The organism is Chryseobacterium endophyticum, assembly GCF_056333165.1.
Window position 1 is genome coordinate 59,555 of the sequence record NZ_JBWGXE010000007.1, and the last position, 14,777, is coordinate 74,331.

General features: G+C 32.2%; 16 protein-coding genes and 1 tRNA gene. 2 read left to right on the top strand and 15 right to left on the bottom strand.

Going from position 1 to position 14,777, the window contains the following annotated elements; all coding sequences use genetic code 11:
• Window positions 1-40 precede the first annotated feature (40 nt).
• Window positions 41-187 carry a hypothetical protein gene (locus tag AC0N32_RS15400; protein ID WP_476394746.1) on the top strand — a complete coding sequence of 49 codons (147 nt, stop codon included), beginning with the start codon at window positions 41-43 and terminating at the stop codon, window positions 185-187.
• Between the two features lie 253 nt (window positions 188-440).
• Here the strand turns inward: AC0N32_RS15400 and AC0N32_RS15405 are convergent, their stop codons facing one another.
• From AC0N32_RS15405 to AC0N32_RS15420, 4 genes are all read right to left on the bottom strand, one after another.
• Window positions 441-1,415 carry a deoxyhypusine synthase family protein gene (locus AC0N32_RS15405; RefSeq protein WP_029295769.1) on the bottom strand — a complete coding sequence of 325 codons (975 nt, stop codon included), beginning with the start codon at window positions 1,413-1,415 and terminating at the stop codon, window positions 441-443.
• Window positions 1,416-1,441: 26 nt separating this feature from the next.
• Window positions 1,442-2,083, bottom strand: coding sequence for a hypothetical protein (locus AC0N32_RS15410; RefSeq protein WP_476394747.1), 642 nt, complete (start codon window positions 2,081-2,083; stop codon window positions 1,442-1,444).
• A 115-nt stretch (window positions 2,084-2,198) separates the two neighbouring features.
• Window positions 2,199-2,591 carry an alternative ribosome rescue aminoacyl-tRNA hydrolase ArfB gene (arfB, locus tag AC0N32_RS15415; RefSeq protein WP_476394748.1) on the bottom strand — a complete coding sequence of 131 codons (393 nt, stop codon included), beginning with the start codon at window positions 2,589-2,591 and terminating at the stop codon, window positions 2,199-2,201.
• 18 nt (window positions 2,592-2,609) lie between these two features.
• Window positions 2,610-3,629 carry an AMP-binding protein gene (locus AC0N32_RS15420; RefSeq protein ID WP_476394749.1) on the bottom strand — a complete coding sequence of 340 codons (1,020 nt, stop codon included), beginning with the start codon at window positions 3,627-3,629 and terminating at the stop codon, window positions 2,610-2,612.
• 99 nt (window positions 3,630-3,728) lie between these two features.
• On the opposite strand from AC0N32_RS15420, the gene AC0N32_RS15425 reads away from it, so the two are divergent.
• Window positions 3,729-3,799 (top strand) — tRNA-Gln (locus tag AC0N32_RS15425).
• Window positions 3,800-4,093: 294 nt separating this feature from the next.
• On the opposite strand, the gene AC0N32_RS15430 is transcribed toward AC0N32_RS15425, so the two are convergent.
• From AC0N32_RS15430 to AC0N32_RS15480, 11 genes are read right to left on the bottom strand one after another with little or no spacing between them, the layout of a single operon-like run.
• The gene (locus AC0N32_RS15430; RefSeq protein ID WP_476394750.1) at window positions 4,094-5,329 is read right to left on the bottom strand and encodes a glycosyltransferase family 4 protein; all 1,236 of its coding nucleotides are present in this window, start codon (window positions 5,327-5,329) and stop codon (window positions 4,094-4,096) included.
• Complete coding sequence (locus AC0N32_RS15435; RefSeq protein WP_476394751.1) at window positions 5,286-6,443, bottom strand: O-antigen ligase family protein; 1,158 nt, start codon at window positions 6,441-6,443, stop codon at window positions 5,286-5,288. The genes AC0N32_RS15430 and AC0N32_RS15435 overlap by 44 nt, the downstream gene beginning before the upstream one ends.
• On the bottom strand, window positions 6,443-6,937 hold the full coding sequence (locus AC0N32_RS15440) for an acyltransferase (RefSeq protein WP_476394752.1): 495 nt from the start codon (window positions 6,935-6,937) through the stop codon (window positions 6,443-6,445). The genes AC0N32_RS15435 and AC0N32_RS15440 overlap by 1 nt, the downstream gene beginning before the upstream one ends.
• A complete protein-coding gene (locus AC0N32_RS15445; RefSeq protein ID WP_476394753.1) occupies window positions 6,915-8,168 on the bottom strand; it encodes a lipopolysaccharide biosynthesis protein in 1,254 nt (417 codons plus the stop codon). Before AC0N32_RS15445 ends, AC0N32_RS15440 begins: the two co-directional genes overlap by 23 nt.
• A complete protein-coding gene (locus AC0N32_RS15450) occupies window positions 8,161-9,135 on the bottom strand; it encodes a glycosyl hydrolase family 28-related protein (RefSeq protein WP_476394754.1) in 975 nt (324 codons plus the stop codon). Before AC0N32_RS15450 ends, AC0N32_RS15445 begins: the two co-directional genes overlap by 8 nt.
• Entirely contained in the window at window positions 9,132-10,277 is a 1,146-nt protein-coding gene (locus tag AC0N32_RS15455; protein ID WP_476394755.1) for a hypothetical protein, read from the bottom strand. Before AC0N32_RS15455 ends, AC0N32_RS15450 begins: the two co-directional genes overlap by 4 nt.
• A complete protein-coding gene (locus tag AC0N32_RS15460) occupies window positions 10,252-10,944 on the bottom strand; it encodes an acylneuraminate cytidylyltransferase family protein (RefSeq protein WP_476394756.1) in 693 nt (230 codons plus the stop codon). Before AC0N32_RS15460 ends, AC0N32_RS15455 begins: the two co-directional genes overlap by 26 nt.
• 2 nt (window positions 10,945-10,946) lie before the next feature.
• Window positions 10,947-11,996 (bottom strand): nucleotidyltransferase family protein, encoded by a 1,050-nt coding sequence (locus AC0N32_RS15465; RefSeq protein ID WP_476394757.1) that lies wholly within the window; start codon window positions 11,994-11,996, stop codon window positions 10,947-10,949.
• Window positions 11,993-13,153, bottom strand: coding sequence for a UDP-N-acetylglucosamine 2-epimerase (neuC, locus tag AC0N32_RS15470; RefSeq protein ID WP_476394758.1), 1,161 nt, complete (start codon window positions 13,151-13,153; stop codon window positions 11,993-11,995). Before neuC ends, AC0N32_RS15465 begins: the two co-directional genes overlap by 4 nt.
• On the bottom strand, window positions 13,154-14,158 hold the full coding sequence (neuB, locus tag AC0N32_RS15475) for an N-acetylneuraminate synthase (protein WP_476394759.1): 1,005 nt from the start codon (window positions 14,156-14,158) through the stop codon (window positions 13,154-13,156). It lies immediately after the preceding gene.
• On the bottom strand, window positions 14,155-14,775 hold the full coding sequence (locus tag AC0N32_RS15480) for an acetyltransferase (protein WP_476394760.1): 621 nt from the start codon (window positions 14,773-14,775) through the stop codon (window positions 14,155-14,157). The genes neuB and AC0N32_RS15480 overlap by 4 nt, the downstream gene beginning before the upstream one ends.
• Window positions 14,776-14,777: the final 2 nt, after the last annotated feature.

Sequence of the window (14,777 nt, forward strand, 5' to 3'; positions counted from 1 at the left end):
GGTTGCACAATTTTTGAATATTACTCCCAAAATAGAGGTTATGAAAAAATCATTTTTCCGGTGGCTGAACAGGGTCAACAAGTCCATTCTTCCCAAATTAAGCGACAAGGATCCTACGAAGCTGACAAAAATTCAAAAGGCGATTCTGGCCTACCGGTATTTCGTGCTGGTGAATTCACTGGACTGAAACGCGTGAGGGATATGGAGGGTGTGAGCAAAGCGAGCAGTCTTTTTTGTTGCCCGGCAACGAAAAAGACCGGAGCGAAGTGGAGCCTGAAGAAGCCCGGCCTGAGCCTTGGGATGAGCCCGGAGAAGGACACGCCCATGATTAAATCCTTCGGGTTTAATAAGGTACAGAATTTATAGAGGGAAACAAAAAAACGTCCCAAAAAAATTGGAACGTTGTCTATTTCAAGCCTCGGACTTTCGTTCTAAGGCTGTTATGAATTTTCTAAGATATAAGAGAACATCAATGGTGCACAGATGGTGGCATCACTTTCAACGATAAACTTCGGTGTAGTGATATCCAGCTTACCCCAGGTAATTTTTTCGTTTGGTACCGCTCCCGAATAAGAACCGTAAGAAGTCGTAGAATCTGAGATCTGGCAGAAATACGACCAGAACGGAATGTCATGCATTTCCATATCCTGATACAGCATCGGCACTACACAGATTGGGAAATCACCTGCAATACCTCCTCCAATCTGGAAGAATCCTACCCCTTTTCCTGATGAGTTTTTGGTGTACCAATCGGCAAGATAAGCCATATACTCAATTCCGGATTTCATGGTAGAGAATTTAAGCTCTCCTTTGATACAGTATGATGCGAAAATATTCCCCATGGTAGAATCTTCCCATCCCGGTACAACGATCGGCAAATTCTTCTCCGCCGCAGCAATCATCCATGAGTTTTCTCTCGGGATTTCATAATACTGCTCAAGAACCCCTGAAAGGATCATTTTGTACATATATTCGTGCGGGAAATATCTTTCTCCTTTGTTGTCGGCATCTTTCCAGATTTCATAGATATGTTTCTGCAGCCTTCTGAAAGCTTCTTCTTCAGGAATGCAGGTATCGGTCACCCTGTTCAGCCCTCTTTCCAGCAAATCCCACTCTTCCTGCGGGGTAAGATCTCTGTAATGAGGAACTCTTTCGTAGTGAGAATGCGCTACAAGATTCATCAGGTCTTCTTCAAGGTTAGCGCCTGTACAGGAGATAAAATCTACTTTATCCTGGCGGATCATTTCTGCAAGAATCTTCCCTAATTCTGCGGTAGACATTGCCCCAGCCAGTGTAATCATCATTTTCCCGCCATCCTTAAGATGCGCCACATATCCTTTAGAAGCATCTACCAATGCCGCTGCATTAAAGTGCAGATAATACTTTTCTATGAATTCAGTAATCGGTTTGCTCATTTAATTATTTTTTGCAAAGATAAAACTTAAAAACGGAATGTAGCCGCTGCGCTTAAAGAAACTCTGTGTAAACCTTCTTTTTGATCATCATTAAAATCGTAGGTTACCCCGTTAATTTTCATTTTGGTAAGTGTTCCTGCCGTAAGCCCAAGCTTCGGTCCGACCAACAGGTTTTTTGTGATCTGATACTGATAAGCAAAATTGAGTTCTGCGCCCAAATTTGATCCGGTTCCCTTTACATTTGCTGTTTTAGTGGTGTAACAAATAACTCCCAATCCCATATCAACGAACATTTTATGTCTCGTATCTTCCTCAAAATTGGAAATCATTATGGCAGGCCCGTAAAAATTTATGTGGTCTTTTGTCGTTACGGGAAATGAAACAGGCATATTATTCACATAGCCCAGAATATATCCGTCGCTGGATGCACTGAAATTAGAATATTTCAATCCGACCGATACCAGGTTGCTTACCTGATAATAGGCGGAAATATCAAAATTCATCCCGCTTTTAAGACCTTTTACATATTCTTCTTCCTCCCTGGAAAGCCCTGAGATTGTTTTCGCAGTTCTCCATGCGTATCCTACGGATGGAATAATTGAAAATTTTTGAGCGGTTGAAAAAGCCGATATAGAAATGAATGCGGCTGCAACAAGTTTCTTGATCATTAGTTTACTATTTTGGCGCAAAAATATATGAATAATCTGAATTATGCTCAAAAAAGAAAAAATTTAACACACGATTGCAATGCCATCAAATTTAACATTCAGAATGAAAATACCATTAATACCTGAATTTTCTGTTTTCTTTTTTATCAGATAATTTCTTTTTGGTATCAAGCCGTTTCTGTTTCTGTCCTTTTGAAGGTTTTGTTGCGAGACGTTTTTTAGGAATAATCAGTGCATTATCTACAATTTCCAGAATTTTCTCAATGGCTTTGGTCTTATTCATCAGTTGTGTTCTGGTTTCGGAAACCGTTAAAAATAAGAATCCCTCTGCATTAATTCTGTTTTTTAATTTAGTCTGAATTAAATTTTTCTGATCTTCATTAAAAAATCCGGACTCCTGAATTTTCCACAGAACCGTTACAGCCGTTTCAACTTTGTTGACATTCTGCCCTCCTGCGCCACTGCTGCGTGAAGTTTTAAAGCTGAGTTCTTTAGAAAAATCTTTCATTATCTCAAATATTTATTCTTACAGCAGGTTTTTTAGTTCACTTCTATTAATCTTCCCATTCGGTGTCCGTGGTATTTTTTCAACGAAAATAATCTCTTTCGGCTTATGGAATTTTTTTTCAAACTTTATTTCCTGAATTTTATCAATGATTTCCTGAGACTCCTGCCCTTCAATCACCAATATCAATTTCTGTCCCAAACTTTCATCTTCTACTCCCAGAAAGACCACTTCATTTGGGATTTCCTTTTTTACCAAAGCTTCCAGTTGTTCCGGAAAAATTTTGGCGCCCCCGGAATTGATCACATGATCGATTCGGCCAAAAAATCTGAACTGGTTCCCATTCTTAATTTCCACTAAATCATTTGTCTGCAAAATTTCTGCGTTCAAATATGGGGCAAAGATTTTCAGGCATCCCCTCTCATCGATAGAAATATCAACATTTTCAAAAGCGGTAAAAAAAGCATCCGATACTGGATAAATCTGCTTCAGTGCAATGTGGGAAAGGGTTTCCGACATTCCGTACGTCTCAAAAATCCGTTGGGAATTTTCCGCTCCGAGTTCATCAAAAATCTTCTTCTTTAAATTCTCGGAAACAGCTGCACCTCCGATAATCAGGTTTTTTATAAGGTATAATTTATCCAGCGAATTTTCCACCTGAAGCGGTGTCATGGCACAAAAATCAATCTGATGATCTATTTCTTCAAGAGGTTTTATGGCCGGAACAGTAACCCTCAGCTTAAACTTTCGGACCATTGACCGGACGATCATCATCTTTCCTGAAATATATTCAATAGGAAGGCATAGTAAAGCGGTGTCGCCTTCCTTCAGTCCTAAAAAATCACAGGTCATTTCAGCGGAAGCGATCATTTTCTTTTTCTCGATATCAAAAACTTTCGGTGTTCCTGTAGAACCGGAAGTCTGTACTTTTACCGTTTCGGTTCCGGAAAGCCATTCTTTCAAAAAACCGATGATTTTCTTTTCAAATTCCGTTTCCGTAGATAATTGATTAATATTGAGATTTTTGAAGTCTAGCCGCATAATGTTCAGAGATAAATCCACTGTAAATTTAAAAAAAACTGCAAAAAGTTCTTGCAAATATTGAAAAAAGCTGTAAATTTGCACCACTCAAACAGAGAAAGACTCATGGTGTAGCGGTAACACTACTGATTTTGGTTCAGTCATCTGGGGTTCGAATCCCTGTGAGTCTACATAACAGGAAAGATGTTTATCATTTTTCCTGTTTTTGTTTTATACGACAGCCATGTTGAAATATGAGTTGTACAGAATGATCTTATTTGTTTTACCGCAATTCAATATCGACGCACCAATTAAACATTCCCCAAGTCATCAACAATTTATCACTTCAGAGGTGTAGGTAAAGGTTTTGAGCAAAAAGAAATGCTTACCCATATTCAAAACTATAGGCTATTGTTAGATTATAAATATCGATATTTATAATCTAACAATAGCCTATTAATCTTTAAATTATTTTTATACGTCTATTAATTTATTATGCTTCTGATAGCTTCTAAATACTTATTTGCTAATACTTCCCTGTCGAAATTAATTTTAGCATATTTGTACCCGCTTTCCCCTTCATTATTCAATCTTTCAGGATTGTTTATGTAATCTCTTATTATCCTATTGTATTCATCAGCATTTTCAGGCTCTACGTAAGTTCCTGCTTTTGCATTTTCCACCAATTCACGGGAAACACCATCAATTGCCATTAGAATTGGTCTTTTGCATGAAAAATAGTCGAAAGATTTATTTGAATAAACTGTTTTAAATGTATCAACCTTTTTTAAAACAGATGCTCCCATTTCAGATGCCAGGATATATTTAAATACTTCTTTTTTTGGTACAGGATCAAGAAAACGAACATTTTTAATATTCATTTCGTTTGCTTTTTCGATCAACCGGCTTTTCTCCATACCCTGGCCAATTAACAGAAACAAAACATTAGTATCTTCTAATCTTTTGCCCGCATCTAAAATTTGCTCTAAATGATTCGCCACCCCATGAGCTCCCACATAGGTAATCACAAAATGACCATCCAAATGATGCTCTTTTCTGAATAATTCACGATTAAAATTGTCCATCACCTCTTCAGAAAGGGAAAAATCTGCCGCATTAGGAATCATGACAAGCTTTTTCTCCGAAACCCCTTTATTTTCATGTAAGGTTTTATAAAAGGCTGGAGTTAGCACATTAATAAGCTTCGCTTTTTTATAAATGAAAGCTTCGAATTTAAAGGCTAATTTTATAAACCATTTGTTGGTAAGTACTCCTGTATCAATAGCAGATTCCGGCCATAGATCTCTGATTTCAAAAATCATAGGAACCCTTTTGAATTTAGAAATTAGATAACCTGAAACACCAATAAATAAAGGGGGAGAAGTCACGACGACTACATCAAACTTCCCCTTAGTCCTAAAAAGCCCGGCCCATAATGATGACAGCATAAAAGAAAAATATCCCCAAAGTCTCCCAATGAAGCCATTATTATATGATTCTGAAACGTGACAGCGGTGTACAGTAACGTCTCCCTGTTTTTTCTTTACAAAATATTTACTTTTATATTCTTCTCTTTTAGATAGGCCATTGTAGTGCATCATTCCTGCTATGACTGTTACTTCATGCCCCTGAGAGGTCCACGTTTTAGTCATTTCATTCCACCTTGAGCCACCAGGATCATCTTCCTCCAGGAAATATTGATGAAGCAATAGTATTTTCATTTTTGAATTTATTTTTTTTCTTTTGAATATTAAAAAGTAAATAGAAGAATATGATATCCATAAACGATACACCCCAAAGGATGCCATATTGAAATGAACTATAAACAAGTATGGGAAATAAAAATATTATATTATTCTTTTTAATAAATGATAATATGTAAGTCCATAATAAAAGAAAAAATATAATTCCCAAATTAGCTAATGTCTGTAAATATGAATTATGGGCGTGATATACAGAGGCTCCTACTTTCCCCCACATTTTGTGCACATTATTTCCAAGTAATAAGTTGTTATTTATAAATTCAAAAAAGTAAGGGAAAATCATATCTCTACCAGATAAATCACCCTTTCTACCCCTGAAAAATTGGTTCATTATAATATCTAAATTAGCCCCAATATAATATACTAAAATGACCAAAAAAATCGCTATTATAACTTTATAACTTAGTTTTATCTTTTTTAAACGGCTAATTCCAAAAAGAATTAGGAACATAATCGATCCAATAATTGCTGTTCTATTAAAAGTGATATAGAGCCCAATTAGCAATAATGAAATTATAAAAATTTTATATTTTTTTATCTTCAAATAGTTTACTAGAATAATTCCTATAAATACTTTATAAGCCATTATACTAACAGCTTGAGATAATCCATAAACCCGATTATAATAAAGCAATTGAGATTCTCCGAATTCCGTTTCCCCAGTAACAGAAGGTTTAATAATGTACGCTTTCTTTAACACATAATATTCTACGATGCCTATCAAGACTTCAAAACAAATTATATATAGAATAAAGTACATTACCCTATCGTTTAAATGTCTTGAAAAAAAGATGGTAGTCAGCAGGAAAATAGTGTAAGGAATAAAATCATTTGCAGACCTACTAGCAATATTTGAAATAGGGCCTGCTAGAAAATAAGCAACGGTTGTCAGTAAAACAAAAGCAAATAAAATGATATCTTGTTTATATAACCTATTATCTTTAATATCTCGTAATAGAAATATACCTCCAATAGCAGAGATGACTAAATAGACTATTGATTGAGGTAGTATTATTAATGTTGGGCTATAAATTAATAGTGCCAATAAAAAATTTAATTTGTCATTTTTCATCAAAAGAACTTATTTTCAGACTTGAGTTTTAAATATTTATCAATATTCCTATTACTAAAAACAACTGCAGGTGAACCACCGGCAATGGCATATTTAGGAATATTTTTCACAACAACACTTCCGGCTTGTATAATAGCACCTTCACCAATTGTCACCCCACCTAGAATAATGACATCAAGTCCAATCCAGACATTATCTTCTATTGTAACATTTTTTGTAATTGTTGTTTCGTCATATGGTATCTTTTCACCTTCATAATTATGATAGGTCGTCATTATTTTAAGATTTTCTGCTGAGTGAAAATTATCTCCAAACTTTACAATCCCTTTTCCAAAAATTTTACATCCATTGAAATGATTATTTTTTCCAAAAACCGTATTTCTTGAGAATTTACAATAACTGTTCACACATACATCAAGTACACCTTTATTTTTTGATGAAAAATAAGCGACATATTTAAAGAAAATTTTCTTAAGCTTTCGAAGTCTTTTCATTGCTTTTGTTTTTATAAATCAGTACTAAAATGTACATAAATAATGAAGATATAAAGGTAGCAAATGCGCATGCATATAGGCCTATTTTAGGAATAAATACAGTATTAAATATTATTGTTATCATGGCTGCTCCTAACGTAATTAAAGATAACTTTTTGGTTTTCTTATTATAAAAAAAATAGTTAGCCTCAAATTTATACATTGAGTTAAAAACATAAGCGAGAGACACTATAATAATCAGAGATAAATCAATGTTATATTTCTCAAATATCGAAGTAAAATTTAATGCTAAACTTACGAATCCAATTACCAATATACTGAATAAGATAATACCAACATAAGTAATTAATCTGATTTTATTAATTTTATGTTCTTGCTCATTTTTCATCAAGCTAAAAAAAGTAGGTACCCACGCTAAATTAAAACTAGTATAAAGGAAGTTCACCAACATTCCCAATTGATATGCAACAGCATAATTACCCAAGTCCTTTTCTGACAAAAAATAGAGTATAAAAAATCGGTCTCCAATATTCATTACATATCCTGAAATCATATGCAATATAAGTGGAGAACTATAAATAATTGCTCTTTTCAAATAAACCTTATCTAGTTTATGAAAATACCCTTTTCGATAGAAAATAAACAATGCCAATAATCCTACTAAAAAAACCGACAAAACATTAGGGTAAACCCGATATGTCCAATCAAATGAAGAAAGAAAAAAGTAAAATACAGCCAACAAGGCTAAGTCAAGAATAATATTAAGAAGTCGAAATATTAAATATTGTTTGGGAGTTTTCTCTACTCTAAAAATACTTAAAAGGGCTTCAGTTATCTGGTTGAATAAAAAATATCCTATACATAATAGAGTAATATAGAAATATTCTGGTTTAACAAATTGTGATAATAACAATATTAATATTGCCCCTATTATAGAATTAAAAAAATGTAAATAAATTATATTTGAAACAAAGATCTTAAAGTTTTTGTTTTCTAAATCAAAATAAAATCTGGTAATTGCCTGAACAGTACTAAGCCCTAGTATAGGAGTTAATACTAAAGACAAATTTCTATAAAGTTCTACTAATCCATAATCTGCGGGTTCAAGTACCTTCAGTAAAAGAGGTAAAATTAATATTGGAATTCCTGAATAAAGAGCATTTGTAAATCCATAAATAATTGACTCTTTAAATAAAACGGATTTAGAGATTTTGTTTAATTTGTTAATCATTCCTTACGCCTAAAATTTCTTTGGAAGAATTTATATTTGTTTTAATATTTTTAATTTCTACTTTTGAATTAGGGTATAATTTTGCACTGTTAGATATAATATATCCTCCTTGTAAATTACTGTTTTCTATAATTAAATTATTAGTATTTACGGTAGAGTGAATTACACCTGATTTATCGAAAGTACAATTATCTATTGTAAGCTTAATATTTTTGGATCCTGCTCCACCTCTATACCAAATATGGACATGTTTATTTCTTAATTCTTTAGCATTAGTCGTTCCAGTGTTATAAAAACTTGAATTTATAACATTTACTGAGTTCGCATTATATTCACCTGTATTCATAGATAAAACTCTCAAATTATGCGTTTTAGCATTTTTAAAGACACAATTTTCAATGATAATATTATTGTTATCATATTTAGTGGCATCATTAACTATAGCAATATTTGAATTTGAGCTTTCTAAAAAATTACAGTTATCAATGATCACATTACTGGAATTTACAATGCCAATATTGTTAATTTCTTCATTTACTGAAGTATTCTTAAAAGAGAGGTTCTTAACTTCTATATTTTGCGAATACACTTTATTCCCAGCATAGAAATATTCTTTTTTAGTTTTAGAATTATAATATTTGTTACCTGGAACTAACCCACAAATATACATTAGATCACCCCACCATCCTAAACTTTCATTTTTAAAAAGAATAGTTTTATCTTTATCTTCTCCTACGATTGATAAGTTACTTCCATATACAATGATAGTTTTCGAAATTCTGTATTGACCAATTGGAATAAATATTTGATTAACATCTTTATTATTATAAGCATAATCTACAGCTTTTTCAAAGCTATCCCAATCATCAGTTACTCCGTCACCTTTAGCTCCAAAATTTTTAACATTAATTTCTGTTGCATGTAAGGTTATTGTAATCAATAAAAAAATTAATGATATCTTTTTCATACTTTTATTAAACTACTTAATAGTTCATGCTTTTTGTTTAAAATAATATACTCTAACTGTTCTAATTTTTTATAATTAGAATTATTAATGTCATCAACAACAATATTTAAACCAGAAAAATATGCCTGCAACAAAACTGATGAGTATAAGGAAATTACTGTACGTGTAGAGTTAAACGATTCTTCGAGACTTACTTCTTTTGAATTTTCTATACTAAAACCATTAAAAATTTCATGTATTTGATCAATGGAAGAATATCTTGGATGAAATCTTATGTTTAATTTTGATTGGTGATCTAGCAAAAGCATGGAATTCCTTATGTTTATTAATGTTTCAGCATTTTCAGCGGCCAAATAATATGTGTATGAATATTTTTTTTCTTTATTGATATCAACGTCTAATTTCAAACATGGAAAATGCCCTACTATAAATTGACTGGGCTCAGCTTTTAATTTTACAAATAAGTTTTCATAGAAACTATCCCAAATATAAAATCGACTAAATTGAAAAAAAGAATCTCTAATGTAAAATAGCTTTTCACCATGCATTATGTTTATTTGCTCAACATTATTTCTTTCACAAAATAAAGTTGCAACAGATGATGTAAAGGAATATTCTGCACTACTTATAATTGCTTTTGGATTATAACTATCTATAATGTATCTATAAAATAATATTTTATAGATACATTTTGATAAAAAATATGGATGAAGAGGATATTTACTGATAAATTTTAAAATGAATTTAAAATCATTGAAATTGATTGATAGTCCTGAATTAAAATTAATAGTACGAATACTAAACTCATTAATTAATTCTTCTGGAATTGCATTGTTATAATTTAAATTTTTATAAGGAAATATAGCAGTATTACTTCCTTCTAAATTATTTATTTTTCTTTTTTTCTTTATAAAGGCTATAATTATAACTAATATCAATAAAAATACACCAATAAAATTATTTAAAATCTTCTTCGGAAATGATAATAAATCGAATTGTATTCGGAATTGATAGTACGATCTCTCATACATATTTTGTGGAGCAGAAAATTTATTTAAAAGTTCTTCTTGAAAAGACCTTGTTAAATCAAATGGCTCTACATTAATAATAAGAAATTTATTCAGTTTTTTTATAAAGCTCATTTTTTTCAATTAAATATTCGCAATATTCAAAATCATCAATTGTATCTATATCGATTGATTTGTTTCTACCCATAACAAAGGCATATGTGTCTTGTGATTTGATAGAGTCTGTTAAATATTTTCCAGTGTCATAAATATAAATAGCTCCATTGGGAAAATATGATTTTCTTTCTGCTTGTCTTTGTTCACCAGCTTTTTCAAAAATATCCTCCAGATTCCCTTTATCATTTATATATTTATGCCAACGAATTGGATGATATTCCTCACAATAACTTATAACGGCATCTGCATTATTTAAATGGAAAAATTTAATGGCAGATAAAATATCTTGTTCATCTCTTAATGGACTTGTTGGTTGTAGAAGAACAAATCCCTCAATAAGCTCATTGTTTTCTAATAATTTCTTTAATGTGTAAACTATAACATCTTTTGAGGTAGCAGTATCAGTTGCTAAAAAACCGGGTCGCATAAAAGGTATTATAGCACCATATTTTTTTGCAACTTCAGCAATTTGATGGTCATCAGTACTTACAATAACTTTTGTTATACCTTTTACTTTTAAGGCTGCTTCGATAGTATAGGCAATTAAGGGTTTCCCCTTTAACATTCTCAAATTTTTTCCCGGTAACCCTTTTGAACCGCCTCTGGCAGGTATTATAGCAATCATTTCTACAATTTTATATGTTTAATATCCTCCTGAGCTTTTACAAAATCTTCATGTTTACCAATATCAAGCCAATATCCATTAATTGGATAAGTTACTAGTTTAAGGTTCATTTCCAATATTCTATCCATGAGGTCTGTAATATCAAAGAATGTATCTTCAGGAATCATTTTTAAAACATCTTTTTTCAACAGATAAATTCCTGCATTACAATAATAGGTATATCTTGGCTTTTCTTTTAGGGATTTTGCTTTATTATTAGGATCAACTTCTAAAACGGCGTATGGAACGTCCACATGATATGAAGTAGCAGCTACAGCCATATCTGCTCCGCTACTTCTATATAGTTTATAGAAATCTGTAAAATCTATGTTGGTTAGCAAATCACTATTCATGACAATAATATCATCATGTTTAAAATCGTCGATTAAAAGGATAGACCCTATCGTACCCAGAGGTTTGTTTTCTCTAGTATATCTTATATTGAGCCCCTTTTTTTCTCCGTTTCCAAAATATTCAATTAATTGATCACCGAGATAATTAATGCTTAAATTGATATTTTTAATTCCAACATAACTTAACCGATCTATATTATACTCAATAATCGGTTTATCACCTACTTTCAAAAGTGGCTTAGGTGTATTTTCAGTTAATGGTCTTAATCTTTTACCTTCACCGCCCGCCATTAAAACAGCATCTACAGGAATAACCGTAGAGTTTTCTCTGAAGTTGATAATATCTACAATCTGCTTTTCCTTATTTAATACAGGAACTATTTTAAAATTTTTTGATTTATATAATTCCAATAAATCAATAGTGTCCTCTCCTTCAGTTACAAAAGATGGATTAGGCTGAATAAATTTCAAGATATCATCTTCAAAGTTTAAGCCTTTAATAAATCCCCTTCTTAAATCACCGTCTGTTAAAGAGCCGAGTAAAACCTGTTGATCATCTACGATGAAAACTATTGCATCTGAAGCTAATTCATCCAACTTGATTAAAGCATCACGAACAGATGCAGTTTTATTTAAACTATGTTTGTGAATATTGTTCATAATTTATTATCGTGAAATTTTTTGATTAATAATTTTGAAAAATCAGTAGATTCTATAACCTTGATTATTTTATTGGTTGTGTCACCTCTTCCATATGGGTTCTGATAACTTTTTATAGATTCTACAAAAGTTTCGTCCTGTGTTCTGGCAATCGCTTCCTGTATTTGTAATTGATCAACAGCACAGTTAATAATTGTTTTAGCCTGCATTCTTCCTTTTTGCCTGTCACCAATATTAATGGTTGGCGTATGAAGAGACGGAGCTTCTATAATTCCGCTTGAACTATTTCCTATGATTGCATGGCTTTGCTTTAATAGAGATAAAAATTTTAATGTGCCTAAAGATGTAAATGACTTAGCAATACGCGGATTTTCCGTAACAAATTCATCAATCATACGATTAATAACTCTTCCATTAGTATCTGCATTGGATTTGGTAAATACAAAAAAACTTTCTTTTTGATTTTTTATAGCCTGCAATAAAACTTTAAACTGTTCTTCTGCTGATAAGTCAGCTAGTGTTTCGGGATGAAAAGTTACCTGATAATTATATTTTGCAAACCGGATATCTAAATCTCTTTCTAATTCCTCTTTAGATAATAACTGAAGACTGGCTATATTATCAATTCCGATAGCACCAACATTAAAAACATGTTGTGGCTGTTCACCCAATTGGATAATTCTTTCTTTATGATTCTCCGTTGATGCAAAATGCAAATGACTTAGCTTTGTTATTGCATGCCTGAAAGAATCATCATATGCTCCTTCAGTTATCTCCCCTCCATGTAAGTGAATAATTGGTATTTTCATTGCAGAAGCTGAAGAAGCAACAGATAGCATTTCATAACGGTCACCCAGAATAATAATAGCATCAGGTTTCAAACGGATAAAAGCATCTGCATATCCAATCATTCCCAATCCCATAGATTTTACAATAGAACTGCCCGTATCAGCAGATAAAAGCATTTCTACTTTTTCATTGATATAAAAACCTTCTTTTTCTATAAGTTCATATGTATTTCCGAATTCTGGTGATAAGTGAGCTCCGGTTACTAATAATTGTAGCACAAAATCATTATGACTATTAATGGCATTCATTAATGGTTTTAACAGACCATATTCTGCTCTTGTAGCCGTTACAATACAAATTTTTTTCATCTACAATTCTATTAAATCATCTTCGTGGAAATCTCTATTGGCATGCTTTCCTATTACCTCATCCCACTGCATCGGAGAAATACCGTTTCCTGGCCTCTTAACTGTAAGATTTTCTTCTGAAAACTTTTCTCCTTTTTTTATTTCTCTTGCAGCAATAATACTTTTCCTTGCAATGTTTATATTTTTCATCTCAGAAGGACTTGGTTCTTTCAGGCCGCTGCCCGAGATTGCATCTTCTATATTTCTGATGGCGGCAACCATTTTCTTTAGCTCTTCAGGTTCCAATGAAGCAGCATGATCCGGACCCTCCATTGTTTTATCCAACGTAAAATGTTTTTCAATAATATTTGCTCCTAAAGCAACAGCAGCAATAGGTACCTCAATACCTAAGGTATGGTCTGAATAACCTACAGGAGTTCCAAATATGTCCTTTATTGTTAACATTGCTTTTAAATTAACATTGTCCATAGGAGTAGGATACTCGGTATTACAATGTAAGATAGAAATATCATTTATATTTTCCTTTTTAAAAACATCGACAGCCATTTTAATATCATCTATTGAAGACATACCCGTTGATAGAATTACTTTTGAAAATAATTTAGCTGCTTTTCTTAAATAAGGCAGATTAGTAATCTCTCCGGAAGGTATTTTTACTAAATCAAGGCCTATTTCTTTTAAATATTGTAATGATTCCAAATCAAAAGCAGTGGAAAAAAAATGAACACCTTTTTCTTTGCAATAAGTAATTATCTTTTCATGATCAGCATGTGATAATTCTAATTGTTTCAGCATTGTCAACTGAGAATCTTCACTATTTCCGGTATTAGTTATCTGGTATTCTGCTTTTTTAGCAGATTTAGAAACTAATTTATCAGCTTTAAAGGTCTGAAACTTCACATAATCAACACCAGCTTCCGATGCAGCATCAACCAATTTAAATGCATTCTCTAAAGAGCCGTTATGATTTACACCTGCTTCAGCTATAATTATCACTTTATTCATTTTATTAATTTTTTAGCAGGATTCCCTACCCATATTTCATCATTTGGAATATTTTTCAAAACAACACTTCCAGCACCGACTGTAACATTTTCACCAATTATAACCCCTTGCTTTATAACAGAATTTGCACCAATGAATGTACCATCACCTATAGTAACATTTCCTGCTAACACTGTTCCCGGAGCAATATGCACTGTATTTCCTATCCTACACTCATGCTCTATTATTGCTGCTGTGTTGATAATACAGTCATCTCCAATCTGGGCGAAGGGATTAATTACAACACCAGCAGCTATTAGGTTGCCCATTCCCATTTTTACACCATCATTCAATATACTTGTTGGATGTATAACATTCATTTTTTTTTTTCCATTCACTTCTATGAGCTTAGAAACTTTTCTTCTAACTTTGTTAGAACCAATTCCCAGCACAAAAAAATCAATATTACCCCAATCAAACTGTTCATTATTTTCATCTCCTAAATATATCAGATCATAGGGGTTACTTTCTACCTGCGAAAAATCACAATAATATCTTACATTGATACCTGCTTTTTTACATGCATCTAACACAACAAGTGCGTGACCTGAATTTCCCATTATTGCAATCTTTTCCATTA

Coding starts and splice junctions, on each gene's coding strand:
- AC0N32_RS15400 (WP_476394746.1), top strand. CDS start 41: ATGAAAAAATCATTTTTCCGGTGGCTGAACAGGGTCAACAAGTCCATT.
- AC0N32_RS15405 (WP_029295769.1), bottom strand. CDS start 1,415: ATGAGCAAACCGATTACTGAATTCATAGAAAAGTATTATCTGCACTTT.
- AC0N32_RS15410 (WP_476394747.1), bottom strand. CDS start 2,083: ATGATCAAGAAACTTGTTGCAGCCGCATTCATTTCTATATCGGCTTTT.
- arfB (WP_476394748.1), bottom strand. CDS start 2,591: ATGAAAGATTTTTCTAAAGAACTCAGCTTTAAAACTTCACGCAGCAGT.
- AC0N32_RS15420 (WP_476394749.1), bottom strand. CDS start 3,629: ATGCGGCTAGACTTCAAAAATCTCAATATTAATCAATTATCTACGGAA.
- AC0N32_RS15430 (WP_476394750.1), bottom strand. CDS start 5,329: ATGAAAATACTATTGCTTCATCAATATTTCCTGGAGGAAGATGATCCT.
- AC0N32_RS15435 (WP_476394751.1), bottom strand. CDS start 6,443: ATGAAAAATGACAAATTAAATTTTTTATTGGCACTATTAATTTATAGC.
- AC0N32_RS15440 (WP_476394752.1), bottom strand. CDS start 6,937: ATGAAAAGACTTCGAAAGCTTAAGAAAATTTTCTTTAAATATGTCGCT.
- AC0N32_RS15445 (WP_476394753.1), bottom strand. CDS start 8,168: ATGATTAACAAATTAAACAAAATCTCTAAATCCGTTTTATTTAAAGAG.
- AC0N32_RS15450 (WP_476394754.1), bottom strand. CDS start 9,135: ATGAAAAAGATATCATTAATTTTTTTATTGATTACAATAACCTTACAT.
- AC0N32_RS15455 (WP_476394755.1), bottom strand. CDS start 10,277: ATGAGCTTTATAAAAAAACTGAATAAATTTCTTATTATTAATGTAGAG.
- AC0N32_RS15460 (WP_476394756.1), bottom strand. CDS start 10,944: ATGATTGCTATAATACCTGCCAGAGGCGGTTCAAAAGGGTTACCGGGA.
- AC0N32_RS15465 (WP_476394757.1), bottom strand. CDS start 11,996: ATGAACAATATTCACAAACATAGTTTAAATAAAACTGCATCTGTTCGT.
- neuC (WP_476394758.1), bottom strand. CDS start 13,153: ATGAAAAAAATTTGTATTGTAACGGCTACAAGAGCAGAATATGGTCTG.
- neuB (WP_476394759.1), bottom strand. CDS start 14,158: ATGAATAAAGTGATAATTATAGCTGAAGCAGGTGTAAATCATAACGGC.
- AC0N32_RS15480 (WP_476394760.1), bottom strand. CDS start 14,775: ATGGAAAAGATTGCAATAATGGGAAATTCAGGTCACGCACTTGTTGTG.